Raw genomic sequence first — 26,581 nt, forward strand, 5'->3', positions numbered from 1 at the left:
TCAAGGAGTTCCTGTGAGTGAAAGAACATCTTTCGCCATTTCGCGCATGATGCGGCCACGCGCGAAACGCTCGACGAAGGCATGGCGCGGGCGCGTCATAATATTGAGAGTCTTGAAGGACTGGATCCCTGCGGCGGCGTCACACGGCGCAAACACGGCAGCGTTTTCAATATGTTCAGAGACAAAACTGGCTGCGTAACCAGAGATGCCCGCCCAGATCGGTTTGCCCAGTGCAGCGTATTCAAAGACTTTTGATGGCAAGACTTTGCGGAAGGCGTCGTGGTCGTTCAAATGCAGGAAAAGCACATCCGCCGACTGATAAGCCTCGATCAATTGTTCGCGCTTGACCGGTTTCAAGAGTTCAACGTTAGTACAGGCGTGAGTGACAATGGCTTGTTTTAACAGCTCGATCCGGCCTCCGTCGCCGATCACGCGGAATCGCACCTTCCCTTCAAGTTGTTTGGCCAGTTGGGGGATAATGTTGTGCAGCCCCTGGCCTTCACCGATATTTCCCGCATAGACAATGTCCAGGATCGGGCTGGGCACCTTTTCTTCAGCGACGGGTTGCGCATCCAGGAATTCGCCATCGATGCCATTCGTATAGGTGGAGTAGCGTTGGTCGGGATAGCGTGATTTGAAGTAAGGAAGAAAACCTTCAGAGACCAGGTTGACCTTTTGCGCCGAGTGAATGGTAAAACGTTCAACCAGCGATAATAAGGGTTTAAGCAACCAGACTTTTTCTTTGGACAGCACATCCTTGATCGTGTCGACAAAGATGTCGCGTATATCCAAGTAGAGTGGCGTTCGTTTTGTGCGTGCGATCACCGCTCCCAGCGTAGCGGTCATCAGGCGTGAAGAAGTCGCATAGACAAGATCGTAGTCTTGGTTTCGCACAATCTTGCGTGCAGCGTTGGCATACACCAGAAACGCTCTTGCTTGATCGACCATCCCGCTCTTGTGGCCAGGCAGGGCCACTCGGCGGATGGTGAGCCTCGGGTGCTTCTCCAGTTCCGGGGCTTGACTGCTGAAGGAGCTGTAGCGATTCGGCAGGGTTGTGATCAACTCAATATGGGCGTCTGCAGGGAGTTGCTCCAGAAGTGCGTCTACCAGTGCTGTCGTGCGGAATGAACCGGCTGACAGATCAGGCTGGTAGTAAAAGCTCAAAATCAAAAGTTTCACGTAAGCCTCACCAGGTTATGCGGGTGGTCAGTTTGTCTGTCGACATTTCAGCGACGATGCACTGATTGGGAACAGACTTGCCGAATTCCGGATGCCATGTGGAAGACACCACATTGATCCGGGTTGCGCCCTCTAGTGTCGCGACAGCGACCTGACCGCCGGGCAGGGTGATCGTTACCGTGTTGCCTTGTTGAGTGGTGTGGATATCAGGGTGTAAAAATAGCCTTGATACAGCTTGATCGAATTTGCCGGAGACGGAATCTATCACCTGTAATTCACCGGCCATCGCAACCCACTCACGAGCGTGCAGGTTTTTCCCCGGTAGACGCAGGTAGCCGTCATGGCTGCCACTGACACGTACGGTGTCGACTGTGTGTTCCAGCTTATCCACGCAGGTGCGTGCGCGTCGTGCGACCCTGAATCCGGCCCAGACTTCAGATGAGTTTTCACCGTTCACTTCTATTGTGTTGTGCGCTGCCGTGCTGCGTTGCCGTTGACGTTCCGCGTCTTCGCCGTATTGAGACGTTCCAGAGTTGACGAACACGCGCTGTCCAAACAGGCTGAGTTCGAAGCTCAGGGTGTCCGCATGGGTATGACCTGGCTGGTAATCAGGCGCAACCTGCGCAAGGTTCAACAATGCCTTGCACTGATCGCCAAAATTGATCGCCACGTAGCCACTTTCAGCCTGGTGTACAGCTGCAATCGTAGCGGTGGGCATGTCATTGGGCGCACGGCATCCCAATTCAAACGCGTACGCCTCTATATCGAGCAGTGTGGGTGCAATGCCGAATGCCGAGTCATTAAAGAACGCAATGCCACCATCCGGGTGCTGGAGGCTGCGTAACCAGACCAGGCCTTGCTCAATCTGGTGCTTCCATTGGTTTTTGCGAATGTTAAGTTCCGGCAGCTCGGAGTGAGTGGCCAGGTTCAGCAGGTCGCAGATGTCCCAAAGAAGAGACGCGTGGTACATGGGTGAAAGTTCGAAGTGCGCACCGTCCGCCAGAAACTGCTCCTTGATTTCCTCATCAAGGATCTTCAAACCCTTGGACAGCCAGCTGTCTGCCCGATCGCCGTTCAGAAAGCTCCCGGCAAACACCAGTGCCTTGCCATTCACGAACAAATGGTTAGCGAGAATGTGATATTCGATCTGTTCAGACAGCGCGTAGGCCTGTGTAGCCAGGCTGTCCAGCCAGTGCGGTTCCAGGCTCGGTTGTTGTTGCATCCACTTGATCAGATTTACGATGCGCAAAGAGAGCGTATAGGGTTCCCAGCCGCATCCGTGAAAGGGGGCGTTGTTTGTGATCCAACTGTTGACCAGGCGCGTGTCGAAGTCTCTTCGGTCTTCGCCTGAAGAGGCCAGATGATCCAGATAATGCAGGTTGTATTGCCAAATTTTCGGGCGTGTCTGATCGTGCCAATCAATCGGTGCCGTCAGGCCCATGAATTCAAACTGTTCGTCGGCACCGAAGCGCGAGGCACACCAATGGGGAGCCTTCGCCAGGTTAATTCCGGGGCGCCGGGTAAAGCCTTGTGCCGAAAAAGGCCGAACTTTAGCGAAGCGATAGTAAAGACGGTAAACAACCTGCTTCAATCGCAGCATTTTAACGGTGTGGTAGAGCTTGATTATTCGTTGCATCAACGTCCTGCTTAGGTCAGTCACTTGAAAGTTAAAGTAGTGAGTATTGACTGACGCCAGTTAAGGGAAATTTATTTTCAGCCAGCGCTCGAAGTACAACACCTGCCAGAGTTTGTAGGTGTTGTTTGCGCTGCCTGAAAAATGATTGTTCACTAATTTTTCCACCTCTCCTCGGGCCACATAGGTGTAGATGCGCTCGAACTCGGCGAGCAGGCGTTGTTGGCCTATGCGTTGAATAATGCCATCCAGAGGTGGGTTGAAGCCTGTTTTGGGGCGATCAACCAATGAGGCGGGAAGCAGACTTTTCAGGAGCTGTTTGAGTGGGGCCTTTGGCGCTCCGCCTTTAAGCAAATCTGCACTTGAGGTTGCAAGACCGCTGGCCACCACACGCTCGTCCAGCAACGGAACGCGCAGTTCGATACTGGCCAACATACTGGCCTTGTCCGAGACACTCAGGTTATGGCTCAAGAAGCCTGTCTGGTCAAAATGCTGTGCACATTTGACTTTGTCTTCAACGGCGCCGCTGTACTGATCCATTACGCCGGACAGGCGTTGCTTGTAGTGTCGTTCAAGCTCGTTGTAGTCACGAAAAAAGCCCTGCAACTCTTGGCGGGAGAAGTACCCCAGCATGCGCGAATACGCCAGGGGCCAATAGTTTTCCTGAGCATAGGACACCAACCGTTCGAACTTTTTGTCGAGCCGCTTTGGAAATAACTTGAGTTTTAGCAGTGCACTTAATACGGGATACAGCAGCCTGATGAGTGTGTGATGCTTGAGTACTGTGTAGCGTGGGTAACCTGCAAACGCCTCATCTCCGCCCATGCCACTGAGCATGACGGTATATCCACTTTTCCTGGCTTCGGTGGACAAGCGGTAGGTTGCCCAGAACGTATAGTCGGATACCAGTTCTTCGGTGTTGGCAGCGACGAAGTCGATGGACTCGAAGGGGTCTATATCTGAGTCGAGAATCTCCGTGACCACCAGCTTTTTGCCAAGGTGTTCGGCGATCCTGGCGGAAAACTTCGTATCGACAGCGGAGTCGTCCGTTGCGTCGTACTGTGCAAAAAATAAGTCAGCATCACCGGTGAAACTTGCCAGGATGCTGGAGTCTGCGCCACCACTGAAAAATACCCCGACCGGGACGTCCGCTTCCAATTGGCGCGTCACGGCAGAACGCACATCCTGCACGAGGCTTTGCTCGGTCTTGAAGTTCATGGCGCTCTGGTAACGCTGGGTTGTCATCTTGCCGGTTGCTAGGTCGAACGCCAGGTAACTACCGGGCATCAGTTTCTTGATGGATGTGTAGCCGGTGTTGGGTTCGTAGAGAAAGCCGTTGTTGAAAAACTCAAAGACATCATCAGGGTCTATGTCGGTGTTTACCTGCGAAAAACATTTCAGGCCGCGGATTTCTGAGCAGGCGTAGAAGCCGTCGACGCCGGTGTAGCAATACACCGGCTTGATGCCAACGACGTCCCTTACCAGAAAGGTTTTTTGGCGCGGCTCATCCAATATGACAAACGTGAACATGCCTTCAAGCAGTGCAAAGGCCTGCTCTTGATGTTCTACGTACAATTGCAGGATAACTTCGGTATCGGAGGTGCCTTTGAAGGTATAGCCTTTTTCGATCAGTTGCCGGCGCAATTCGTGATGGTTAAACACCTCGCCATTGAACACGATACTTACACCATGATTGTCGGCAAACATCGGCTGGCTGCCAGTCGGTGACAAATCCAGGATGCTCAGCCTGTTGTGTCCTAGCCCTACCTGATAGCCCGCGACACTGGCGAAATAGGTGCCGGATGCATCCGGGCCACGGTGCCGTGTAACCGCCAGGCTTTTTTCCATTTGGGCCTGGGTCTCGGGTACACCGTCTTTGACTGCAAAAAAGCTGAGGCCACACATTATACCGACGTCTCCCTGGGGTCTTTGACGACCGTTTCCGGCCTGGTGTTGGAGAGTGACGCTGTATGCCCGTCAGGCAAGGCGGTACCCATCATTTGATTTGAATGCTTATGCGCCAGCATTACGCCCCAAGCTGCTGCGAGCAGTAAGTTGAAAGAGATCAGGCGAAACACCGCGAAGAACAACCCGTAGATCGCCAGCGTTATGACCGCCGTGCGAATCACGGTGAGGTGAGCGGGGTCGGATTTTAGAGTGGTGAACCGATATAAAACGGGAGCACCGAGGACAGTGATGTACATCAGCAGCCCTAAGACGCCGCCGACCATCAGCATGTACAGTGGCCAGTTATGGATATAGCCAACTGACTCCGTGAATGAATCACCGCCGGGTCTCTCCCAGCGCATCTCGTGTTTGATCCCGATACCATTGCCCAGCGCGGGGTGGTCCTGAAACATGCGCCAGGCGATTTTATATTCCTGTACCCGGGAAGAGACGTTGAAGTCCTGCTTCTCGTTGGCAGCGGGCTTGGATTCGGAGGCTACAGGCGCCGCAGGGTCAGGTTGCGTGTGTTTCTCTCCCATGGACGCAATGGAAGAGGTTGCGATAGGTAATGCAGTATTCGCCAGGGAGTTCATGCGCCCGAGCCATACGTCTTGCATGCCGGTGGCAAAAATAAACACAAGGCAAAACAGCGCTTGAATGACAATGCCGGATACCACTTTTAGCCATAAGTGCCTGCGCGCGAAAAAGGTATAGAGCGCGAACAAGCCAATGACGAGAAATGCACTGATCAGCATGCTTCGTGTGAATGTGATCAGCACGGCGGCTGTGCACAGCAGCGATATCAGGCCACTGATCCATGCAACCCTTCGGTCAGGCGTCAGCGTGCCGACGACATAGCCGAGCACCATGCCCAGCGGCAGGATCGCGTCGGTTGCTTGCGCCAGCACCATGGTGATGCGATCACGCATTGGGCCCTGTGCGTTAACGTTGCGCAGCGCTTCTTCATAAGGGATTTTTACCATCTCCCCGTTGACCTCAAGGGTCCAGTACGGCTGCCACAGACCGTGATAGAAGTAATAGAAAACGATGTAGCCTGCGGTCAATAAAATCAGGGTTCCCACCGAAGCGCCGAGCCAACGAACGTTGTTTTCTTCGCGGCCTACAAGAGCGCAGATCGGGATCAGTGCATAGATAAACAGAAAGGGCACGACCCCTCTGAGCCAATCAGCCATCGGAACATGGTGGTACATCGCTACAACCAGGTTCAGCACTAGAAACCCAAGGCCTATTAGCAATGGCGCGGCGAACAGGCGCAGGACCGATGTAAAACCCAGAGTACGGAGCAATTTGATCAATGCGCTGAGGAATACCGCCACCAGCAGGGCAGCAAACGCCACTTCCTGAGCGCCCAGCGAAGTGGGCGCGGGGTGGAGAGCAAAGGCCAATGGGAATAGCGCCAATAAACCCAGCCAAGGCGACATGATGGCCGTCAATACCAATAAAGCGCTGCCGATAATGGCCGTGTAGAAAAGCACGCCAGGATCCAGCATAAATAAAATGGCGATGAGCGCTGCCGCCGTGATCGCCATGGAATTTTTTACGCAGTCAGGTTGACGCATTGCGGTACTCCATTGTTCAAGGGCGTATGGCTTTATAGTCGCTGGCTGTTTGTCCAATCACTTTTGCGGGTATTCCCACAACGATTGAATTATCAGGCACGTCTTTCAATACGACCGCTGAAGCGCCAATTTGACAGTTATTGCCGATGACGATATCGCCAATGATCTTTGCCCCGGCCCCTATGTAGCAGTTGTCACCGATGACGGGGCAGCGATTGATCTCGCTGGTGACATAACCCTCAGCGGCGCCGATGGTGATGCCTTGGCCCAGCACACAGCCGTCGCCAACCTTGGCATTTGCGTGCAGTACAACGCCGATCGCGCCATAGGCGAATATCGTGCCCCTTCCGATCGTTGCGGTAATTGGAATGTAAGAGTTGAACAGTAGGAAAATCACATTTCGAACAAGGCCTGGTAATAACGGCACTCGACGCCGGTGCAGCCAGTTTCCAACTCGATAAAGTTTTACTGCGTTCACGGTTAAAACCTCAGCGTGCGAAGATCAGCGGGTCGAAGCTGGAGTGCTCCCACTGCAATGATCATGAGCGAGCACATATACAGCACGGCCCAGACCAGGCTGATGTGTGTCAAAAAGATAGTCAGGGGAGAGAGTAAGGCGACCCAAAAAACTACCGGCAAGCGAATGCCAGGACGGCAGCTTATGTGCAGGAACAACAAGTAGGCCGAGAACCCGATAGCGTAGAACAACTGTGCCTGGTTCAAGTCTTTGACAAACAGAATCATGCTCGTTATGGCCAGTGGCGCAATGACAAGGTTTGCCACGATGACTTTACGGTGCAGGCCGGAGGCGACCAGATAGCGCTCTGTCACCACTGCCCAGTACAGCACTGGCAGGCAGGGCAGCATCACCAGATAGTTCGAGTACTGAGGGAACAGCCAAACCGCTGCGTACCCCGATAAGCCTACCAACGCGAAGTAGAAAATAGCGATCGACGTGATGATTCTATATTGCGCTTGGCGTTGCCCGCCCGAGACGAAGGCGACAAACACTGCCCTGACGTTGATGGGGAACAGGCTGGTAGCGGATTGAATGATCGAGACGATGACCCTGAACAATCCAAGGTCGCGCACGGGCAGGCTCTTGGAAAGAATGAAGGGCAAGATGTTGGTGAACAGATTGAACACCAGGGTGATGGATATCATTCTGGGTAATAACAGCAGCACACCTTGGCAGGTCTGCAGCAGCTGTTTGCCGACGGGCAGTTTCGCACCTTTGAAAAACAGCACCGCTACCGCAAACGCGCACGGAATCAAGTTGGTCAGAATCAGTATGTCGACGATAGTCAGCGAGACTATTTGTTGGTAGCTGATAAACAGGAGCGTGAAAAACACGCCAAGAAATAGCACCAGGTAGGCCACGATCCAGCGTTGCAGGCGTAGCCCGAACAGCGATAACAGGCATGCCGAGCTCAAAAGCATCACCCCAAGCAGGAGTGGGTTGCCAATGTGGTCAATCAGGTTCACAGCGCTGAACAGTACAAAAATCAGTACGGCCATAAATAATGAAGTCACCAGAATGTACTCGGCCTCCACGGTGGCAATCAGCTGCTCATTGACGATATCCAACAGTTTTTGAAATAAAAATACCAGCACGTTGGCCTTGATGAATGCGCCGTACGCTTCCAAGCCGTAAAGTCCGGGAATCACAAAGTTAACAACCAGGCCACTTATCAGTGTCAGCACCTGGATCAATAAATTGACCATGCCAGAACCTCTTGAACCTCATCATGACAAATGCAATTGCATGATCATTTAACAAACGTGCCCAGCTCGGTGCTCGGAAACCGACGCAATACTAACGGCTTGCGTCGATTTCCAAGCGGTATTCATCAAGCTTTTTTCAAGCCCACACACCGCGTGTGTCGATGACTTTGAGCGAGGACAGGCGTGCGCCCGGGATTTTCTTGAATACGCTGTGATCGACCAGCAGGACAATCACGTGCGCAGATGACAGCGCCTGATCGATTCCGCTCAGGGTTGCAATACCTTCAAGGCGAGCCGGCAGGTGCGCGATATTCGGTTCAATCGCCAGAACAGTACCGGGATGGGACTGGGCAATGTGTGCGGTGATCTCTAAGGATGGACTTTCACGCAAGTCGTCGATGTCCGGCTTGAAGGCCAGCCCGAGGCAGGCAACCGTAACGTCCTTGGCGGTTTTCGACGGGTGTTCCTGCAGGAATTGACCGATAGCCAGTTGAACCTGCTCCAATACCCACTTTGGCTTGCTGTCATTCACTTCCCTTGCGGTGCGGATCAGGCGTGCCAGGGCGGGCGTTTTGCTGACAATGAACCAGGGGTCGACAGCGATGCAGTGACCGCCCACACCGGGGCCAGGTTGCAGGATATTAACGCGAGGGTGGTGATTCGCAAGGCGGATCAGCTCCCATACATTGATGTTGAGTTCGTCGCAGATCATCGACAGTTCATTGGCAAACGCGATATTCACGTCGCGAAAGCTGTTCTCTGTGAGTTTGCACATTTCGGCGGTGCGGGCGTCGGTGATGATGCATTCACCCTCAACGAATGTTTTATACAGAGACCGCGCTGCTTCTGAACATTTGCTGGTAAGCCCGCCGATGATGCGATCGTTTTCGATCAACTCCCGCAGTACGTGACCCGGCAGCACGCGCTCGGGGCAATGCGCTATGCGGATGTCCGACTCTGCGCCATGGGTTTGCGGAAATGTCAGGTCCGGACGGGCTTCTGCCAGCCAGGCAGACATTTGCTCGGTAGCCCCGACTGGGGAGGTTGATTCCAGCACGACCAAGTCACCCTTTTTCAGGACGGGAGCAATGGCTCGGCTGGCTGATTCGATGTAGGAAAGATCGGGTTCGTGATCGCCCTTGAACGGTGTCGGGACGGCAATCAGGAAGGCATCGGCCGGCTCTGCGGTTAGAGTTGCCCGCAAATAGCCTTCGGTAACGGCGGCCCGTACGACGATATCCAGATCCGGTTCGATAATATGGATTTCGCCGCGGTTGATGGTTGCAACTGTGTTCGGGTTGACGTCGACGCCAATGACTTTTTTCTTACGTGCAGCGAAAACAGCTGCCGTCGGAAGCCCTATATAGCCGAGGCCGACTACAGAAACAGTTTCAAAGCTCATGAATTAGCCTTTTTAATTCGTGAAAGTACATCGAGAATTCGTGCGGATGCTTTTCCGTCACCATAGGGGTTGTGAGCGAAGCTCATCTGGCCATAGGCTTCAACATCAGTCAGCAAGACTCTCAAGTTAGAGGTAATGGCCTCAATTTCAGTCCCGACAAGTTTGACTGTGCCCGCGTCAACCGCCTCTGGACGCTCTGTGGTGTCACGCATCACCAGCACAGGTTTACCTAAAGAGGGGGCCTCTTCCTGAATGCCACCTGAATCACTCAAAATTAGATAAGAGCGATCCATCAAATACACAAAGGGCAGATAATCCAGGGGTTCGATCAGATGGATATTCTGGATGTCGCTGAGCAGGCGATTGACTGGCTCGCGTACATTCGGATTCAGGTGAACGGGGTACACAATCTCGACATCGGGGAACTCCAGGGCCGTATTGATCAAGGCCTGGCAGATATTCTCAAAGCCACCGCCGAAACTTTCGCGGCGATGACCCGTGACCAGGATCACTCGCTGGCAATCGCCCAGAAACGAGAACTGCTGGTGAAATTGCTGTTGCAGGGCAGGACGGGTCTTGATTCGGCCCACCACATCCAGCAACGCGTCAATGACAGTGTTGCCGGTCACATGGACGCTTTGGCTTGCGACCCCCTCTCTCAGCAAATTCTGCCTGGACGTTTCAGTGGGTGCGAAGTGCAATGCCGCAAGAGCGCCAGTCAGCTTGCGGTTTGCCTCTTCAGGCCACGGAGAATAGAGGTTTCCGGTGCGCAGGCCGGCTTCGACGTGAGCCACAGGAATTTGGTGATAGTAAGCGGCCAATGTGGTGGCGAACGTCGTCGCTGTGTCGCCATGGACCAGGACAATATCCGGTTTGAAGGTTGCGAAGACAGTTTTCATTCCCTGCAAGATGGCACTCGTGACATCGGTCAGATCCTGGCCGGACTTCATGATGTTCAAATCGAAATCAGGCTTGATTTCAAAGAGACTGAGCACTTGGTCGAGCATTTCTCGGTGCTGTCCAGTCACGCAGACCTTGGCAGTGAAGCGCTCATCTGCTGCAAGGCTCAACGCCAAGGGAGCCATTTTGATTGCTTCAGGTCGTGTGCCGAATACACACAGGGTTCTTAAAGTCATCGCAACACCGCTACTTAAAGTAAAAATCAATGCACGCTTACGTCATAATCCGCGGATTAGGGTGCCGTCAGTTGTGATACGTTTTTGCACACGCTATGCCAGGGCGCAGGGCCGCGGGACAGCACAATCAGATAGTGGAAACATGACATCTGATAGTTGTGCATGCGTTATTTTTTGGAATTCCACTCGCAGGCAGTTGCAGGCCCGTGAGTTGAGGTTCGTGCGAATTCCAAGCCATTTGCCTGGGTCTAGTGAAAATTCTCGGGCGTCCTCCTTTCGTCCCGTTTGGCAGTGCGTATGTACACCTGCGATGATCACTCAGCAAGTAGTGCGCATACTCTAAAGTATCCCTCCCATTCGGCTCCAAGGCAAAAATTGGCTTGCATTGGGGCTGGTTAGTTTCGTTAAAACATGATCGCGGATTAGCATCTCTATGATTAAAGTCAACCGTCAAGTGCGGGTGATCCGGTCATTATTTTGTCGCGGCGGATGCTTACAGATTTTTCCTACAGCGCTTTCCGCTGTAGCGGCGCAGGTGAACGCGTTGCGGAGTATAGCCTCTTTAGGCGTGTTTTTTCCAAGATTGGAATGGAACAGCTGTTCGACTGGCTCTAAAAGGGCATTCGCGGGACGTTCTAGATTAAGGGACTTAGAGTCCAGCTATACCATTAATGAACATCGACGGTGGCATCAGCCTCTCTCGTATTGTTTTAAGGGTGACCATTTTTGTTACATTTTGCTATACGATACTGTTGCTGTGCTAGCTAATGATACGGCTGCAACTCAACGTCTCGGGCCAAGCCTAGCAGCTTGTCAGGTGTTCGCCATTTTTTGTTCGTGAGCGCTCGAACCCCGCGGTTTCGTAGGGGTCAGTGCCTACCCGTCCTGGTTTTTTTTGGGGCTGAGAAAGGATTTCAAAGGATTTCCGACACAACAAGGGTATCATCCCATCTATGGTGTTTACTGTAGGTGTCGAGTACCACCGTGGTATTTTCTGTACAGAATAGGGGTTATTAACCCAAGGAAAGGTCGTCAAAGGAGTGCGATTTTTCTGAAAGGAGATTTTCATGCAGTTGCCACGTCTGTACGATTTTTGTTCAGTGCGGGTTATTCATTGTGGATCGCTATTTTCGTCTATTCGCGGGCAGGGTTTTGATTCTAGGAGCGTGGAAAAGTGTTGGAGAGGGGCATGGATAAGATGAGAGTTTTTTTATTAAATCTGCCGCGCCGCCACAAGCGCATTCTTCAGGTGCTTGTTGATATTGTACTGGTGTGGATTTCATTATGGTTGGCCTTCGTCGTACGGCTTGGAATTGCCGAGATGGAACAACCGATCCAGCGATACTTATGGCTGTTCGTGAGCGCTCCGGTTATTGCCATTCCCCTGTTTGTTCGCTTTGGCATGTACCGCGCCGTCATGCGTTACTTTGGTAACGATGCACTTATTACTATTATCAAGGCGGTGAGCCTTTCTTCACTTATTCTTGGCTTGGCTGTCTATCTTTACAGCAACCATCAATACGTTGTTCCACGCTCGGTTATTTTCAATTATTGGTGGTTGTGCCTGGTTACCGTAGGCGGGTTGAGACTAGCGATGCGCCAGTACTTCATGGGGGATTGGTTCTCTGCAGCACAGCATGTTCCCTTTACCAATCGTGATGATGGCTTGACGAAAGTTGCCATTTACGGAGCCGGCTCGGCGGGTAATCAATTGGTTGCTGCGTTGCGCATGGGGCGTGTCATGCGGCCGGTCGCCTTTATCGATGACGACGGGAGTATCGCAGGTCGTGTCATCTCTGGGCTGCAGGTGTTCAAGCCCAAGCATATTCAGCAGATGATCGACACAACAGGCGCTCAGCAGATATTGCTCGCAGTGCCTTCGGCGGGCCGCGGGCGCAGGCGTGAGATTCTCTCGAACTTGGAGCGTTTTCCGCTGCATGTGCGCAGTGTTCCGGATTTTATGGACCTGGCCAGTGGCCGCGTCAAGGTCGACGATATTCAGGAAGTCGATATTGCCGACTTGCTGGGGCGTGATGCAGTGCCAGCCCAGGAAGACCTGCTTGCACGTTGTATCGTTGGCCAGTCGGTCTTGGTCACGGGAGCAGGGGGGTCGATCGGGTCTGAGCTATGCCGGCAGATTTTGACGCAGAAACCCAAGACCTTACTCTTGTTCGAACACAGCGAATTTAACCTCTACAGTATCCTGTCCGAACTTGAACACCGCGTTGCGCATGAGTCAATGCCCATTAAGTTATTGCCCATTCTGGGTTCGGTACGCGACGAGAATAAATTACTTGATGTTATGAAGAGCTGGCACGTCGACACGGTTTATCATGCGGCTGCGTACAAGCATGTGCCGATTGTCGAACACAACATTGCCGAAGGTGTCTTGAATAACATCATTGGTACTTTGAATACCGCCCAGGCAGCCTTGAAGGCCGGTGTGGTGAACTTTGTGCTGATTTCCACCGACAAGGCTGTTCGCCCCACTAATGTGATGGGGAGTACCAAGCGCCTTGCAGAATTAGCCCTGCAAGCCCTCAGCGTTGAAAAAGCGCCGGTGATGTTTGGCGACAAGTCTGGCGTGGCCCGCGTAAACAAAACGCGCTTCACGATGGTCAGGTTCGGCAATGTACTGGGTTCTTCCGGCTCAGTGATTCCGCTTTTTCACCGGCAGATCAAGGCAGGCGGTCCATTGACCGTCACACACCCAAAAATTACGCGTTATTTCATGACCATCCCCGAAGCGGCCCAACTGGTGATCCAGGCCGGTTCCATGGGGCAGGGGGGGGACGTGTTCGTTCTGGACATGGGTGAGCCCGTAAAAATTGTAGAGCTTGCGGAAAAGATGATTCATTTATCCGGGCTGAGTGTACGCACGGATAAAAACCCTCTCGGGGATATCGCGATTGAGTTCACCGGATTGCGGCCAGGCGAAAAGCTTTACGAGGAGTTGCTGATCGGCAACAACGTCGTCGCTACCCAGCACCCGATGATTATGAGCGCCAACGAGGATCACCTGGCGTGGGACGTACTCAAAAGCAAACTGAGAGAATTGCTCGGCGCGGTGAGTGAGGACGACTACACCCGTGTGCGTCAGATCCTGCGCGAGACAGTCAGTGGCTACTCGCCCGACGGCGAAATCGTCGATTGGATCTACCAGCAGCGCCGTTTGGAGCCGTGAGTTAACACCCTGTTACTCACCCGTTTTTGACTCTCTCCCCACATCGCCTAAGTTAGAAAAGCAGCTTTTGGAAAGCTGCTTTTCTTCTACCGATGTCATGGAGTGTCACCAATGCAAAACGCCTATATCTCTTCCCTGATCTTTGCAGTCCTCACCAGCCTCTCCGTAGCAACCACCGCAGCCCCCTCCATCAAACCCGAAGCCCCGGCGCCTATCACGGCCCAGATGGCTAACGTCGAGCAATCCACCAAGGTCAATCTCAACACCGCCGACGCTGAAGTCCTGCGCCGCGACCTGTTCGGTATTGGCGCCGCCAAGGCCAAGGCGATTATCGCCTATCGCGACAGCAACGGGCCTTTCACGGCGGTAGACGAGTTGCTGGAAGTCAAAGGCATCGGTAAGGCGTTGCTGGAGAAAAACCGCGACAGGCTGGCAATCAACTAAGGGTGTAAATCCTGGGCAAGAGGCCGGTCATTGACCGGCCTTCTGTTTGTCCGAGACCTGTTCTTTCAAACACCCGCGTACCACTTCCATGATATGGGCTGCCAGTTCCGGGTTTTCGACGCTTCTGGCCAACACCAATGCGCCCACCAATGTCGACATCAGTACCAGGCTCTCGTGTTCCCCCTTTGGGTGCTCCAATGCTGAGTCGATCTGCGTCAACCTGGCTTCAAGTACCGCATCCGTTACCGGACTATGCTGCCCTCGCAGGCCCAGCTCCGACGACATCGTGGGCAGCGGGCAGCCTTCACCCGGCGAGGTCTGGTGCCATTGCGAAAGGTAGCTGTCGATGAACGCATCCAGCGGCCGTTTCTGGCTGAACAACATTGCGCAATGGGCATCCAGCTCTGCGGCGGCGGCCAGAAGGGCTTTGTCCACCAGTTCATCCTTGGACTTGAAATGCGCGTAGAACCCGCCGTGTGTCAGGTTCAACGCTTTCATCAAGGGCTGCAGGCCGGTGGCGCCAATACCATCGCGGCGAAATCGTACGGAGGCTTCCTTGATGATGCGTTGGTGAGTCTGGGCTTTGTGGTCTGTTGAATAACGCATAGGACGGCCTCGAGAACGAGTGCGCATTTTAGCGGAGTCGAACCTGTTTACCCATAGAGACGGCATTCAGCGGGCTTGGCATGAAAAGTGATTACATCCGTTGCATGAATTGTTCAACAATCGAGGTGCCATGATGACGCTCAGCTTGTCTCTAGCCGATCAGATTGCCCTTGAACTGCGCGCCGACATCATGAGTGGGCGGCTGCTGCCAGGTGTGGCGCTGGTCGAAGTGGACCTGGTCAAGCGCTACAACGCCTCGCGCAATACCATTCGCGAAGCGTTACACCGTTTGGGGCAGGAGGGGCTCACCCGTTATGTGCGCAACAAGGGCGTGATGGTCCGGCGTGTGGCGCGCGACGACGTGCGTGACCTGTTTGTGGTCCGCCGTACCCTTGAGCTGCAGGCCATCGCCCAGAGTGGCACGCTGACGGGCGACCACGACGTGCGTATGCAAAATGCCATCGACGCCACCACGCTGGCGCGAGAGCGCGAAGATTGGCGCGCCGTTGCCACTCATAGCCTGGTGTTCCACCAGCACATTGTCGGGTTGATGCGCAGCCCTTTATTCGATGAGTTTTTCGCCCAAGTGATTGCTCAGTTGCGCCTGGTGTTTTGTGCGGCGCCCGATGAACAACGTTTTCAGTCGCCCTGGCTGGAGCGTGATCGTGAGATCTACACCTTGCTGGCGCAGGGCAATAAACCAGCTGCGCAGGAGGCGATGAGCCTCTATCTGCACGATTCTGAACGCCTGTCCCTGGCGCTGTTTGATTACCCTTGATGGAGGATTGCACCCATGTACAAAGATTATCCGGCTGCCTATCAGGTCAGCAAAGGCTCGGCGCTGCAAGTGGACAAGGCCTTCTACGCACGTATTCGCGACCAGGCGGGTAAACGCACATTGATCGAGCAGTTCGAAGTGCCGATTCGCACGGGCAGGGCGTGGAAAGTGCCGGCCGGGCATGTGTTTCGCGTGACAACGCCGGTAGGGCCACAGGTCGGCGATTTCAACGTGTGGAACGCCAATGACCCGCGCGAACGCCTATGGGCGGCACGCACGCGGCAGTTGCAGGGCGCCCATGTCAGTACCCATGACCGGCTATGGTCGAACCTGCCGTTTCTGCGCCCCTTGGTAACCATCACCGATGACAGCCTGGCGGGCTATGGCATCGATGAACACGGTGGGCGCCTGCACGATTTGCTCGGCACTCGCTGTGACCCGTATGTGAACCGCATGCTTACCGGCGAAGACTTCCACCACCATTGCCATTCCAACTTGACCCGCGCCGTTTTGCCCCATGGCCTGACCGAATTTGACGTGCACGATGTGCTGAATATTTTCCAGTGCACCGGTCTTAATCATGACGACATGTACTTCATGAAAGCCTGCCCGGCGCAGAAGGGCGATTACCTGGAGTTTTTTGCAGAGATTGATTTGCTCTGCGCATTGTCGACGTGCCCGGGTGGGGACTTGTCGCTACCGATGTGGGGGCCGGACGCACAAGACCCATTGACCGTGTGCCGCCCGCTGGGCGTAGAGATCTATCGCTTGGAGGCGGAGTTGCTCAACGGCTGGAGCCAGCCTGAGCGTGCTGCCTACAAGGGGCAGCACGGCTTGCATATTGCCAAGGCAGCCTGGGAATAACCTGCTTCAGCGGTCCTGCGCATCCTTGGCGTCCGCCTGGGCGTTGCGCTCGACCACGCGTTTGCGTTGTTCGTCGGTGAGTTCCACCTTGTTGGCGCTGTCACGCAGCATCAGCAGCCCACCGACGATCGACCCGATCGCTACCACTAAAATCAACCACGCATACCACGGCATAAGGCTCTCCTTGAGGCGGACCAGCGTCGGAGGATGTTCCCACGCTAATAACGGCTTTGAGTAACAGGCGTTCTGAGTAGTTCATTGTAGGCCTGTTCCGCCTCGTTAACCTTAGCGCCCGGTCAACATCGCATCAGCCGGTGCGTCGGCACGGTCTTGGGCGGTCAGCTGGAAGTAGATGAACCCCGCCAGCATAAAGCCCAGGAATATCAAGCCGATCAGCGCATTGAACCAGGCCATGGCCACCAGGCACACCAGCGCCAATACCAGCGCAATAGCCGGCACGATCGGATAGCCCGGTGCGCGGAATGTGCGTTCCAGCAGCGGTTCGGTCTTACGCAGCTTGAACAGGCTGAGCATGCTCATGATGTACATCACAATGGCGCCGAATACCGCCATGGTGATCATCGCTGCGGTCAGCGTCATGCCACCCAGGTTGATCAGGCCGTCGCTGTAGATCGCGGCGATACCGACCACACCGCCGGCGATAATGGCCCGGTGCGGTGTCTGAAAACGCGACAGTTTGGCCAGGAACGGCGGCAAGTAACCAGCACGGGCCAGGGCAAAGAACTGCCGCGAATAGCCGAGGATGATGCCGTGAAAGCTTGCCACCAAGCCAAACAGACCAATCCACACCAGCATGTGCAGCCAGCCGGAGCCGGTGCCCACCACGCTTTTCATCGCCTGCGGCAGCGGGTCGTTGATGTTCGACAGGGTGCGCCAGTCGCCCACGCCACCGGCGAAGAACATCACGCCCATGGCCAGGATCACCAAGGTCAGGATGCCGCTGATGTAGGCTTTTGGAATAGTGCGCTTGGGATCTTTCGCCTCTTCAGCTGCCATGGCTGCGCCCTCGATGGCGAGGAAGAACCAGATGGCGAAAGGAATGGCCGCAAACATCCCGGCAATGGCCGGTGCGCCAAAGGTGTCGGAACCCGCCCAGCCGTTCAGGGCAAAGTTGCTGAAGCTGAACGCCGGCGCGACCACGCCCATGAACACCAGCAATTCAGCGACGGCGAGCACGCACACCACCAGTTCAAAGGTCGCGGCGAGCTTCACCCCCAGGATATTCAGGCCCATGAACACGATGTAGGCCCCCACAGCCGCGTGTTTCGGATCGAGTGCCGGGAACTGCACGTTCAGGTAAGCGCCGATGGCCAAGGCAATCGCGGGTGGTGCGAAGACAAATTCGATCAAGGTCGCCAGGCCCGCGATCAAACCGCCTTTCTCGCCAAAGGCGCGACGGCTGTAGGCGAACGGCCCGCCCGCGTGAGGAATCGCGGTGGTCAGTTCGGTGAAACTGAATATAAAGCAGGTGTACATGGCGGCGACCATCAACGAGGTCACCAAAAAGCCCAGCGTGCCGGCCACGCCCCAGCCATAGCTCCAGCCAAAGTATTCGCCGGAAATCACCAGCCCGACGGCAATGCCCCATAAATGCAGGGTGCCCAAGGTGGGTTTGAGTTGTGTGTTCATCGTGTGGCGCTCCCTGAACGGGTTGGAATGATTACTGGGTGTTGCAGCGGCCATGCCATTGCGCGAACTCATGTCGTAAAGGCGCCGAACTGTCGCCATGGGGACGGTTTGGCGTTTGAATTTTTTCGGCGTCGCACCAGATGGGTGCGGTGGTGGCCTCACCGACGCCATCGCGGGCAAGCCCGGCTCCCACAGGGAATGCATTTCAATGGTGGGAGCGGGGCATGCCCGCGATGAGGCCCGCCCAGGCGCTGAAAATCCCCCTGTAAACCCCGCATAAACCCACTCTTTACGCCGTCTTTACGCCCCGCCCATACCCTCGCTCTCGTTCCTTTACGCCACTCCTGCCGACAATTGCCCCACACGCGGCAATCGCCGCAAAACGGAGAGACTTCCATGAGCGTTCTGGACGGGGTGTCACTGCTATTGGCCGTGGCGCTGTTCATTTATCTGCTGGTTGCGCTGTTACGCGCGGATCGGAACTAGGAGCAGGCTATGCACAGTTATGACTATTGGCTGATCATCGCCTTCTTTGCCGTGGTGCTGGTGCCGGCACCGTTCCTGGGGCGGTTCTACTACAAGGTGATGGAAGGCCAGCGCACCTGGCTCTCGCCCGTGCTCGGCCCTGTCGAGCGCGCCTGTTATCGCTTGTCCGGCGTGGACGAGCACCAGGAGCAGAGCTGGCAGAAGTACACGCTGGCACTGCTGGCGTTCAACCTGGCCGGTTTTGTGTTGCTGTTTACCGTGTTGTTGTTCCAGGAATATCTCCCACTTAACCCGCAGAAATTGCCGGGTCAGGAATGGACGCTGGCCTTCAACACGGCGGTCAGTTTCATGACCAACACCAACTGGCAGAACTACAGCGGTGAAGCCTCCCTGAGCTATCTCAGCCAGATGATCGGTCTCACCGTGCAGAACTTCGTCAGCGCCGCCACTGGCCTGGCTGTGCTGGTCGCGTTGTGCCGTGGTATCGGGCGTAAATCCACCAAGACCCTGGGCAACTTCTGGGTCGACATGACCCGCGCCACCCTCTACGGCCTGCTGCCGATGTGCCTGGTGTTCGCGTTGTTCCTGGTGTGGCAGGGCGTGCCGCAAACCTTCGCGCACTATGTGAATGCCGTGACGATGCAGGGCGTGGACCAAGTGATCCCACTCGGCCCGGCAGCCAGCCAGATTGCGATCAAGCAGTTGGGCACCAACGGTGGCGGGTTCTTCGGTGTCAACTCGGCGCACCCGTTTGAAAACCCGACTGCCTGGGCCAACCTGTTCGAGTTGTCGGCGATCATCCTGATCCCGGTGGCGCTGGTGTTCACCTTCGGCCATTACGTGAAAGACCTGCGTCAGAGCCGGGCGATCCTCGGTTGTATGCTGGCCTTGTTCCTGATCGGCGGCGCGACCTCGCTGTGGGCCGAATACCAGCCCAACCCCACCCTGAACAACCCAGCTGTTGAGCAAACCGCGCCGCTGGAAGGTAAAGAGGTGCGCTTCGGTACCACTGCCACCGTGTTGTGGTCGGTCACCACTACAGCGGCGTCCAATGGTTCGGTCAACGGTATGCACGACAGCCTCAACCCGCTGAGCGGCATGGTGGCGCTGGTCAACATGATGGTCGGCGAAGTGATCTTCGGCGGCGTCGGCGCCGGTATGTACGGCATGTTGCTCAACGTGTTGATCGCGGTGTTCCTCGCCGGCCTGATGATCGGCCGCACCCCGGAATACCTGGGCAAGAAGCTGCAGGCCAAGGAAGTGCAATTGCTGGTGGTGACTTTGCTGGTGATGCCGATCGGCACCCTGGTACTGGGCGCCATCGCCGCCAGCCTGCCGGGTCCGGCGGGGGCCATCAGCAACCCCGGCCCGCACGGTTTCAGTCAATTGTTGTATGCCTACACCTCGGCCAGTGCCAACAACGGCTCGGCGTTCGGCGGCTTCAGTGCCAACACCACGTTCCACAACCTGATGATGGGCCTGGGTATGTTGATCGGCCGCTTCGGCTACATCCTCCCGGTACTGGCCCTTGCCGGCAGCCTGGCGATGAAGAAAACCGCACCGATTGGCCAGAACAGCTTCCCGACCCATGGCCCACTGTTCGTGACCCTGTTGACCGTGACCATTTTGCTGGTGGGCGGCCTGACTTTCCTGCCGACGCTGGCACTGGGCCCAATTGCTGAACACCTGAGCATGGCTGCTCCTAAATAAAGAGCTAGAGGGGATATGAAAATGAATATGCCTGCAAAAAATGCGGCCCCTGTGAGTTCTCAGGAACCGGCCAAAACCGCCATCTCCGCTCTTTGGCGTCCGGCGCTGGTCCAGGCTTTCGTCAAGCTGGACCCACGCCAACTGCAACGCTCGCCGGTGATGCTGGTGGTCGAGTTGACCGCCATCCTCACCACCGTGTTGTGCTTTGTGCCGGACACTTCGGTGCCGACCTTTGTGGCGGTACAAATCGCCGTGTGGCTGTGGTTCACCGTGCTGTTCGCCAACTTTGCCGAAGCCTTGGCCGAAGGTCGCGGCAAGGCCCGCGCCGACAGCCTCAAAGCCGGCAGCGAAGGCCTGAGCGCTCGCCGCAAAGAGGCCGACGGCAGCTTCAAGGTCGTGCCGGCCACCAGCCTGCGCAAAGGTGATGTGGTGCGCGTCGCGGCCGGGGAGATGATCCCCGGTGACGGCGAGGTCATCGAAGGTATCGCGGCCGTCAACGAGGCGGCGATCACTGGCGAATCCGCACCGGTTATCCGTGAATCCGGCGGCGACCGTTCGGCCGTCACCGGCAACACGCGGCTGGTGTCGGACTGGTTGCTGATCCGCATCACCGTCAACCCGGGCGAGTCCACGCTGGACCGCATGATCGCCCTGGTGGAAGGCGCCAAACGCCAGAAAACCCCGAATGAAGTGGCGCTGGATATCCTGCTGATCGGCCTCACGCTGATCTTCCTGCTGGTGGTGGTCACCCTGCAGCCGTTCGCCCACTTCGCCAATGGCAGCTTGCCGCTGGTGTTCCTGGTCGCGCTGCTGGTGACGCTGATTCCGACCACCATCGGCGGCCTGTTATCGGCCATTGGTATCGCCGGCATGGATCGCCTGGTACGCCTCAACGTCATCGCCAAATCCGGGCGTGCGGTGGAAGCGGCGGGTGACGTGCATGTGCTGCTGCTGGACAAGACCGGCACCATCACCTTCGGCAACCGTCGCTGTGCAGCCGTGATTGCAGCGCCTGGCGTCAGTGGTCGCGACCTGGCTGAAGGCGCGTTGCTGGCGTCCCTGGCGGACGACACGGCGGAAGGCAAATCCATCGTCGAATACCTGCGTGCTTTGCACCCTCAGGCCGAGCCAACCGTGGAGGAGCTGACCTCCGTGCCGTTCAGTGCCGAAACGCGCTTGTCCGGTGTCGACTACCAAGGCCGTGTGTTCCGCAAAGGCGCGGTCGATTCACTGCTGGCGTTCATCGGCCAACAACGCCGTGACCTGCAGCCGGCACTCTCGCGGGAAATCGACAAGATCGCCCAGAGCGGCGGCACGCCATTGCTGGTATGCGCCGATGGCAAACTGCTCGGCGCGATCCACCTCAAGGACGTGGTTAAACCCGGCATCCGCGAACGCTTCGCCGAACTGCGCAAACTGGGGATTCGCACCGTGATGGTCACCGGCGACAACCCGTTGACCGCCGCCGCGATTGCCGCTGAAGCGGGCGTGGACGACGTGCTGGCCGAAGCCACGCCAGAGAAAAAACTCGCCCGCATTCGTCACGAGCAGAACGACGGTCGCCTGGTTGCGATGTGCGGCGACGGCGCCAACGACGCTCCGGCGCTGGCCCAGGCCGACGTCGGCATGGCGATGAACGACGGCACCCAGGCCGCTCGCGAAGCGGCCAACATGGTCGACCTCGACAGCGACCCTACCAAGCTGCTGGACGTGGTGCAGATCGGCAAGGAACTGCTGGTGACCCGCGGTGCGTTGACGACCTTTTCCATCGCCAACGACGTGGCTAAATACTTCGCGATTTTGCCGGCGCTGTTTGCCTCGATCTACCCGCAGTTGGGCGTGCTCAACGTGATGCATTTGCAAAGCCCGCAGAGCGCGATTCTCTCGGCGATCGTCTTCAACGCGCTGATTATCGTGGTGTTGATTCCCCTGGCACTGCGCGGTGTGCGCGTACAGGCGGCGAGTGCGGCGGCGTTGCTGCGCCGCAACCTGCTGATCTACGGGTTGGGCGGGCTTTTGGTGCCGTTCGTGGGCATCAAGGCGATCGACATGCTCCTGACCGCGCTGCACCTGGTGTAACTGGATCGCACTTTTTGTGGAGAGGGAGCAAGCTCCCTCGCCACAGTGGTTACTCGATTTATTGAGGATTTCAAGATGACTAACATGATCCGCCCGGCCCTGAGCCTGCTGGTCCTCATGACCCTGATCACCGGCGTTGCCTACCCGCTGGTGGTCACCGGTGTCGCCCAAGTTGCGTTCCCCGACCAGGCCAACGGCAGCCTGGTGCGTGACGCCGAGGGCAAAGTGCGCGGCTCCAGCCTGATCGCCCAGGATTTTACCGGTGACAGCTGGTTCCACCCACGCCCATCGGCTGGCGCGTTTGCGACGGTCTCCAGCAGCGCCAGCAACCTGGCCCCAAGCAACCCGGCATTGGCCACGCGTATTTTTGATGACGCGAATAAACAGTTGGTGCCAGGCCAGGGGCCGGTGCCTTTGGCCTCCCTGACTACCTCCGGCAGCGGCCTTGATCCGCACTTGCCACCGGCGGCGATTGCCTATCAACTGGCGCGAGTGGCGGCGGCGCGAAATGTGCCCGTGTCTACACTGCAGCGCTTGCTCGATGAGCACATCGAAAGCCCGTTGGTGGGGCCGCCGGTGGTGAATGTGCTGGCGCTGAACATGGCGCTGGAAACGTTGTAAACCGTGGTGCCGTTATCGCGGGCAAGCCCGCTCCCACAGGGAAATGCATTCCAAATGTGGGAGCAGGCTTGCCCGCGATGACGGCCTGAAGGATTCCAAATAAACACCTGAAGGAACTCCAAAGCATGAGCGACTCCGGCCGCGCCGATGCCCTGTTAGCCGATCTGCCACGGGACGGCCGTGGCCGGCTCAAAGTCTTCCTCGGTGCGGCGCCCGGTGTGGGCAAGACCTACGCCATGCTCCAGGCCGCCCACACCCAACTGCGCCAGGGTGTGCGCCTGATCGCAGGCGTGGTGGAAACCCACGGCCGCGCCGAGACCGAAGCCTTGCTCAGCGGCCTGCCGCAGCAACCCTTGCTGCGCAGCGAATACCGTGGCGTGATGCTCGAAGAAATGGACCTCGACGGCCTGCTCGCCGCCAAGCCCAAGCTGGTGCTGGTGGATGAGCTGGCCCACAGCAACGCCCCCGGCAGCCGCCATGAAAAACGCTGGCAAGACATCCAGGAACTGCTCGCCGCCGGCATCAACGTGTTCACCACGGTCAACGTCCAGCACCTGGAAAGCTTGAACGATCAAGTGCGTGGCATCACCGGCGTGCAAGTGCGTGAAACCTTGCCCGACTGGGTGCTGCAAGAGGCCGACGAGCTGCTGCTGATCGACCTGCCGTCCCGCGAGCTGCTCGAGCGCCTGCGCGACGGCAAGGTGTATGTGCCGGAACAGGCCCGCGCCGCCATCGACGCATTCTTCACCCAGACCAACCTGATGGCCCTGCGCGAGCTGGCCATGCAAACCGCTGCTGCGCATGTCGATGACGATTTGGCCCAAGGCTACCGCCAGCTCGGCCAGGCCGCCCCGGCGGTGCGCGGGCGTTTGCTGGTGGGCGTGGACGGTGATGCGCAGGCCGAACGCCTGGTGCGTCACGCCAGCCGCGTGGCCCAGCGCCGGCATTTGCCGTGGAGCATGGTGCATATCGATAACGGCCGTGCGCACGACGAGCAATCGCGCCTGCGCCTGCAGAACGCCCAGCAGTTGGCTGAACGGCTGGGCGGCGAAGTGGTGTTGCTGCGCGCTGGCGAAGTGGCCAAGACGCTGATCCAGCATGCCGCCGAACGCCGTGCCAGCCTGCTACTCGTGGGGCAGTCGCGGATGCGCTGGCGGCGCAGGCTGTTCGGAGGGGGTTTGGCGGCACGCTTGCTGCGCAATGCGCGGGGTTTGGAGATCAACGTGCTCGACAGCGACGACATGCCCGCGCCGCCACGCCTGCCGGACGTGCGCGGGCTGGTGTGGTTCGACTATGGCCTGGCGGTGGTTGCAACCATCGTCGCGGCGGCGCTGGCCTGGGCGGTAGCCAGTGTGTTGCCGCTGCCGAATATCTCGTTGGTGTTTCTCGCTGCGGTACTGCTGGTCGGTGTGCGCAGCAGCCTGGGACCGTCGCTGGTGTGTGCGGCGCTGTCGTTCCTGAGCTACGACTTTTTGTTTATCCCGCCGAAATTCTCCTTCGCCATCCAGCGTGAAGAAGACGTGCTGACCCTGTTGTTTTTCTTGCTGATGGCGGCGCTGACCGGCAACCTCGCGGCGCGTCAGCGTCGGCAGTTGCAGGCCTTGCGCGACACCCAGGAAGAAACCAGCGAACTGCTCGACCTGTCACGCAAGCTCACTGCGGCCACCGACCGCCAGGCGGTGATCAGTGCAGCGGCCCATCATCTGGACGGCTGGAGTGATCTGGACCTGTGTCTGCTTAATCGCGACGGCCAGGGCGGCTGGAAGGTTGAAACCGGCACCGCGCTGAACCTCACCGAAGCCGAACGCGCCGCCGCCGATTGGGCCTGGCAGCATGATCAACCGGCTGGCATGGGCACCGGCACGTTGCCGTTTGGGCGTTGGTGGTGGTGGCCGCTGTCTGGCGAGGAGGGACCGTTGGGTTTGCTTGGCGTCAGCCCCAAACCCGGCCTGGAATTGAGCGGCCAACGCCGTCGCCTGCTCACTGCATTGAGCCAGCCATTGGCCCAGGCTCTGGCGCGCGCACAGCTGGCGCAGGAGCTGGAATCGGCGCGCCTGCACGGCGAAACCGAACAACTGCGCAGCGCCTTGCTGGCCTCGGTGTCCCACGATTTGCGCACGCCGTTGACCTCGATGCGCGGCAGCATCGACAGCCTGCTGGCGCTCGGTGAAGCCATCCCGCTGGAAGACCGCCGCGAATTGCTTGAAGGCACCCGCGATGAAGCCGAGCGCCTGGACCGCTATATCCAGAACCTGCTGGACATGACACGCCTGGGTCACGGCGCCCTGAAGCTGGCACGCGATTGGGTCTCGCCGGGTGATATCGTCGGCAGCGCCCTGGGCCGCTTGCGCGCGGTACTGGCGCCGTTGCAGGTACACACCGACGTGCCGGCGCAGTTGCCGTTGCTGTATGTGCACGCCGCGTTGATCGAGCAGGCCTTGGTCAATGTGCTGGAAAACGCCGCGCGTTTCTCACCGCCCCACGGCCGTTTGCAGGTGAGTGCCGGCGTGGCCAATGAGCAACTGTTTTTTTCGGTGGCCGACGAGGGGCCGGGGATTCCCGAGGACGAGCGTGCGAAGATTTTCGATATGTTCTACACCGCCGCCCGTGGTGATCGCGGTGGGCAGGGCACGGGCCTTGGCCTGGCGATCTGCCAGGGCATGGTGGGCGCTCACGGCGGGCATATCCGCGTCGAGGATGGTATAGAAGGGCGCGGCACCTGCATCAGCTTGTTCCTGCCGTTACCGACGCAACCTGGCCCGGAGCGCGAGCCTTGAGCTACCCTCTTTTCTCCACGGATTTTGATTGGACACCATGAGCCAGACCGCGACGATTTTAGTCATTGATGACGAACCGCAGATCCGCAAATTCCTGCGTATCAGCCTGGCCTCCCAGGGCTACAAGGTGATCGAGGCCGGCACCGGCAACGAGGGCCTGGCCCAAGCGGCATTGAGCAAACCGGATTTGCTGGTGCTCGACCTTGGTCTGCCCGACATGGACGGCCAGCAAGTGTTGCGCGAGTTTCGTGAGTGGTCGACGGTGCCGGTATTGGTGCTGTCGGTGCGCGCCAGCGAAGTGCAAAAAGTCGAAGCCCTGGACAGCGGCGCCAATGACTACGTGACCAAGCCCTTTGGCATCCAGGAATTTCTTGCCCGTGTGCGCGCCTTGTTGCGCCAGGCACCGGCGGGAGAGGCTCAGGAAGCGGCGTTGAGTTTCGGCCCGTTGACCGTGGACCTGGCCTATCGCCGGGTGCTGCTGGACGGTGTCGAGGTGGCCCTGACCCGCAAGGAATACGCGGTGCTGGCGCAACTGGCGCGGCATCCTGGGCGGGTGATCACCCAGCAGCAATTGCTCAAGGATATCTGGGGGCCGACCCATACTGAAGACAGCCATTACCTGCGCATTGTGGTGGGCCATCTGCGTCAGAAGTTGGCGGATGATCCGACCCAGCCACGGTTTATCGTGACCGAGGCGGGTGTGGGGTATCGGTTGTTGAATGCCTGAATGTTGCAGTGCCTGAACGGGCCTCATCGCAGGCAAGCCAGCTCCCACCTTTT

Annotated in this window: 21 protein-coding genes; 10 read left to right on the forward strand and 11 right to left on the reverse strand. The window is 57.3% G+C overall.

Annotated features, from left to right (window positions below; genetic code table 11):
* The 8 genes from HBO23_RS17275 to wecB form a co-directional block, all read right to left on the reverse strand.
* The gene (locus tag HBO23_RS17275; RefSeq protein WP_017136097.1) at positions 1-1,179 is read right to left on the reverse strand and encodes a glycosyltransferase family 4 protein; all 1,179 of its coding nucleotides are present in this window, start codon (positions 1,177-1,179) and stop codon (positions 1-3) included.
* A 7-nt stretch (positions 1,180-1,186) separates the two neighbouring features.
* Positions 1,187-2,815: a heparinase II/III family protein gene (locus tag HBO23_RS17280; RefSeq protein WP_170038947.1), complete on the reverse strand. Its 1,629-nt coding sequence runs from the start codon at positions 2,813-2,815 to the stop codon at positions 1,187-1,189.
* A gap of 60 nt (positions 2,816-2,875) precedes the next feature.
* Complete coding sequence (gene asnB, locus HBO23_RS17285; RefSeq protein ID WP_169985675.1) at positions 2,876-4,717, reverse strand: asparagine synthase (glutamine-hydrolyzing); 1,842 nt, start codon at positions 4,715-4,717, stop codon at positions 2,876-2,878.
* Positions 4,717-6,339 carry an O-antigen ligase family protein gene (locus tag HBO23_RS17290; RefSeq protein ID WP_170038949.1) on the reverse strand — a complete coding sequence of 541 codons (1,623 nt, stop codon included), beginning with the start codon at positions 6,337-6,339 and terminating at the stop codon, positions 4,717-4,719. Before HBO23_RS17290 ends, asnB begins: the two co-directional genes overlap by 1 nt.
* A 16-nt stretch (positions 6,340-6,355) precedes the next feature.
* Positions 6,356-6,817 (reverse strand): serine acetyltransferase, encoded by a 462-nt coding sequence (locus HBO23_RS17295; RefSeq protein WP_026013606.1) that lies wholly within the window; start codon positions 6,815-6,817, stop codon positions 6,356-6,358.
* Positions 6,818-6,819: 2 nt separating this feature from the next.
* Positions 6,820-8,064, reverse strand: coding sequence for a hypothetical protein (locus tag HBO23_RS17300; protein WP_017136092.1), 1,245 nt, complete (start codon positions 8,062-8,064; stop codon positions 6,820-6,822).
* 136 nt (positions 8,065-8,200) lie between these two features.
* The gene (gene wecC / locus HBO23_RS17305) at positions 8,201-9,466 is read right to left on the reverse strand and encodes a UDP-N-acetyl-D-mannosamine dehydrogenase (protein WP_099549091.1); all 1,266 of its coding nucleotides are present in this window, start codon (positions 9,464-9,466) and stop codon (positions 8,201-8,203) included.
* Positions 9,463-10,602: a UDP-N-acetylglucosamine 2-epimerase (non-hydrolyzing) gene (gene wecB, locus HBO23_RS17310; protein ID WP_099549090.1), complete on the reverse strand. Its 1,140-nt coding sequence runs from the start codon at positions 10,600-10,602 to the stop codon at positions 9,463-9,465. The genes wecC and wecB overlap by 4 nt, the downstream gene beginning before the upstream one ends.
* A gap of 1,189 nt (positions 10,603-11,791) precedes the next feature.
* Here wecB and HBO23_RS17315 point away from each other — a divergent pair.
* Together HBO23_RS17315 and HBO23_RS17320 are read left to right on the forward strand one after the other, a co-directional pair.
* The gene (locus tag HBO23_RS17315; protein WP_170038951.1) at positions 11,792-13,786 is read left to right on the forward strand and encodes a nucleoside-diphosphate sugar epimerase/dehydratase; all 1,995 of its coding nucleotides are present in this window, start codon (positions 11,792-11,794) and stop codon (positions 13,784-13,786) included.
* A gap of 111 nt (positions 13,787-13,897) precedes the next feature.
* The gene (locus HBO23_RS17320) at positions 13,898-14,230 is read left to right on the forward strand and encodes a helix-hairpin-helix domain-containing protein (protein WP_017136089.1); all 333 of its coding nucleotides are present in this window, start codon (positions 13,898-13,900) and stop codon (positions 14,228-14,230) included.
* Between the two features lie 27 nt (positions 14,231-14,257).
* Here the strand turns inward: HBO23_RS17320 and HBO23_RS17325 are convergent, their stop codons facing one another.
* Positions 14,258-14,836 (reverse strand): TetR/AcrR family transcriptional regulator, encoded by a 579-nt coding sequence (locus HBO23_RS17325; RefSeq protein ID WP_099549088.1) that lies wholly within the window; start codon positions 14,834-14,836, stop codon positions 14,258-14,260.
* Between the two features lie 133 nt (positions 14,837-14,969).
* On the opposite strand from HBO23_RS17325, the gene HBO23_RS17330 reads away from it, so the two are divergent.
* The gene (locus tag HBO23_RS17330; RefSeq protein WP_170039027.1) at positions 14,970-15,614 is read left to right on the forward strand and encodes a GntR family transcriptional regulator; all 645 of its coding nucleotides are present in this window, start codon (positions 14,970-14,972) and stop codon (positions 15,612-15,614) included.
* A gap of 15 nt (positions 15,615-15,629) precedes the next feature.
* Positions 15,630-16,478 carry a DUF1989 domain-containing protein gene (locus tag HBO23_RS17335; RefSeq protein ID WP_169985679.1) on the forward strand — a complete coding sequence of 283 codons (849 nt, stop codon included), beginning with the start codon at positions 15,630-15,632 and terminating at the stop codon, positions 16,476-16,478.
* 6 nt (positions 16,479-16,484) lie between these two features.
* Here the strand turns inward: HBO23_RS17335 and HBO23_RS17340 are convergent, their stop codons facing one another.
* Together HBO23_RS17340 and eat are read right to left on the reverse strand one after the other, a co-directional pair.
* On the reverse strand, positions 16,485-16,652 hold the full coding sequence (locus tag HBO23_RS17340; protein WP_017136085.1) for a DUF2897 family protein: 168 nt from the start codon (positions 16,650-16,652) through the stop codon (positions 16,485-16,487).
* A gap of 111 nt (positions 16,653-16,763) precedes the next feature.
* Complete coding sequence (gene eat, locus HBO23_RS17345; RefSeq protein ID WP_017136084.1) at positions 16,764-18,128, reverse strand: ethanolamine permease; 1,365 nt, start codon at positions 18,126-18,128, stop codon at positions 16,764-16,766.
* Between the two features lie 396 nt (positions 18,129-18,524).
* On the opposite strand from eat, the gene kdpF reads away from it, so the two are divergent.
* From kdpF to HBO23_RS17375, 6 genes are all read left to right on the forward strand, one after another.
* A complete protein-coding gene (gene kdpF, locus HBO23_RS17350) occupies positions 18,525-18,614 on the forward strand; it encodes a K(+)-transporting ATPase subunit F (protein WP_003218754.1) in 90 nt (29 codons plus the stop codon).
* Between the two features lie 9 nt (positions 18,615-18,623).
* The gene (gene kdpA / locus HBO23_RS17355; protein WP_170038953.1) at positions 18,624-20,324 is read left to right on the forward strand and encodes a potassium-transporting ATPase subunit KdpA; all 1,701 of its coding nucleotides are present in this window, start codon (positions 18,624-18,626) and stop codon (positions 20,322-20,324) included.
* A 21-nt stretch (positions 20,325-20,345) separates the two neighbouring features.
* Positions 20,346-22,403 carry a potassium-transporting ATPase subunit KdpB gene (gene kdpB / locus HBO23_RS17360; protein ID WP_026013603.1) on the forward strand — a complete coding sequence of 686 codons (2,058 nt, stop codon included), beginning with the start codon at positions 20,346-20,348 and terminating at the stop codon, positions 22,401-22,403.
* A gap of 75 nt (positions 22,404-22,478) precedes the next feature.
* Positions 22,479-23,024, forward strand: coding sequence for a potassium-transporting ATPase subunit KdpC (gene kdpC / locus HBO23_RS17365; protein WP_017136081.1), 546 nt, complete (start codon positions 22,479-22,481; stop codon positions 23,022-23,024).
* Between the two features lie 125 nt (positions 23,025-23,149).
* Positions 23,150-25,801 (forward strand): sensor histidine kinase KdpD, encoded by a 2,652-nt coding sequence (locus HBO23_RS17370; RefSeq protein WP_170038955.1) that lies wholly within the window; start codon positions 23,150-23,152, stop codon positions 25,799-25,801.
* A gap of 37 nt (positions 25,802-25,838) precedes the next feature.
* On the forward strand, positions 25,839-26,528 hold the full coding sequence (locus HBO23_RS17375; RefSeq protein ID WP_053255124.1) for a response regulator: 690 nt from the start codon (positions 25,839-25,841) through the stop codon (positions 26,526-26,528).
* The last annotated feature ends 53 nt before the right edge of the window (positions 26,529-26,581 follow it).

Origin of the sequence: Pseudomonas sp. WS 5532 (assembly GCF_012985445.1) — a bacterium.
Lineage (GTDB): Bacteria > Pseudomonadota > Gammaproteobacteria > Pseudomonadales > Pseudomonadaceae > Aquipseudomonas > Aquipseudomonas edaphica.

Coding starts and splice junctions, on each gene's coding strand:
- HBO23_RS17280 (WP_170038947.1), bottom strand. CDS start 2,815: ATGCAACGAATAATCAAGCTCTACCACACCGTTAAAATGCTGCGATTG.
- asnB (WP_169985675.1), bottom strand. CDS start 4,717: ATGTGTGGCCTCAGCTTTTTTGCAGTCAAAGACGGTGTACCCGAGACC.
- HBO23_RS17290 (WP_170038949.1), bottom strand. CDS start 6,339: ATGCGTCAACCTGACTGCGTAAAAAATTCCATGGCGATCACGGCGGCA.
- HBO23_RS17300 (WP_017136092.1), bottom strand. CDS start 8,064: ATGGTCAATTTATTGATCCAGGTGCTGACACTGATAAGTGGCCTGGTT.
- wecC (WP_099549091.1), bottom strand. CDS start 9,466: ATGAGCTTTGAAACTGTTTCTGTAGTCGGCCTCGGCTATATAGGGCTT.
- wecB (WP_099549090.1), bottom strand. CDS start 10,602: ATGACTTTAAGAACCCTGTGTGTATTCGGCACACGACCTGAAGCAATC.
- HBO23_RS17315 (WP_170038951.1), top strand. CDS start 11,792: ATGGATAAGATGAGAGTTTTTTTATTAAATCTGCCGCGCCGCCACAAG.
- HBO23_RS17320 (WP_017136089.1), top strand. CDS start 13,898: ATGCAAAACGCCTATATCTCTTCCCTGATCTTTGCAGTCCTCACCAGC.
- HBO23_RS17325 (WP_099549088.1), bottom strand. CDS start 14,836: ATGCGTTATTCAACAGACCACAAAGCCCAGACTCACCAACGCATCATC.
- HBO23_RS17330 (WP_170039027.1), top strand. CDS start 14,970: ATGACGCTCAGCTTGTCTCTAGCCGATCAGATTGCCCTTGAACTGCGC.
- HBO23_RS17335 (WP_169985679.1), top strand. CDS start 15,630: ATGTACAAAGATTATCCGGCTGCCTATCAGGTCAGCAAAGGCTCGGCG.
- HBO23_RS17340 (WP_017136085.1), bottom strand. CDS start 16,652: ATGCCGTGGTATGCGTGGTTGATTTTAGTGGTAGCGATCGGGTCGATC.
- eat (WP_017136084.1), bottom strand. CDS start 18,128: ATGAACACACAACTCAAACCCACCTTGGGCACCCTGCATTTATGGGGC.
- kdpF (WP_003218754.1), top strand. CDS start 18,525: ATGAGCGTTCTGGACGGGGTGTCACTGCTATTGGCCGTGGCGCTGTTC.
- kdpA (WP_170038953.1), top strand. CDS start 18,624: ATGCACAGTTATGACTATTGGCTGATCATCGCCTTCTTTGCCGTGGTG.
- kdpB (WP_026013603.1), top strand. CDS start 20,346: ATGAATATGCCTGCAAAAAATGCGGCCCCTGTGAGTTCTCAGGAACCG.
- kdpC (WP_017136081.1), top strand. CDS start 22,479: ATGACTAACATGATCCGCCCGGCCCTGAGCCTGCTGGTCCTCATGACC.
- HBO23_RS17370 (WP_170038955.1), top strand. CDS start 23,150: ATGAGCGACTCCGGCCGCGCCGATGCCCTGTTAGCCGATCTGCCACGG.
- HBO23_RS17375 (WP_053255124.1), top strand. CDS start 25,839: ATGAGCCAGACCGCGACGATTTTAGTCATTGATGACGAACCGCAGATC.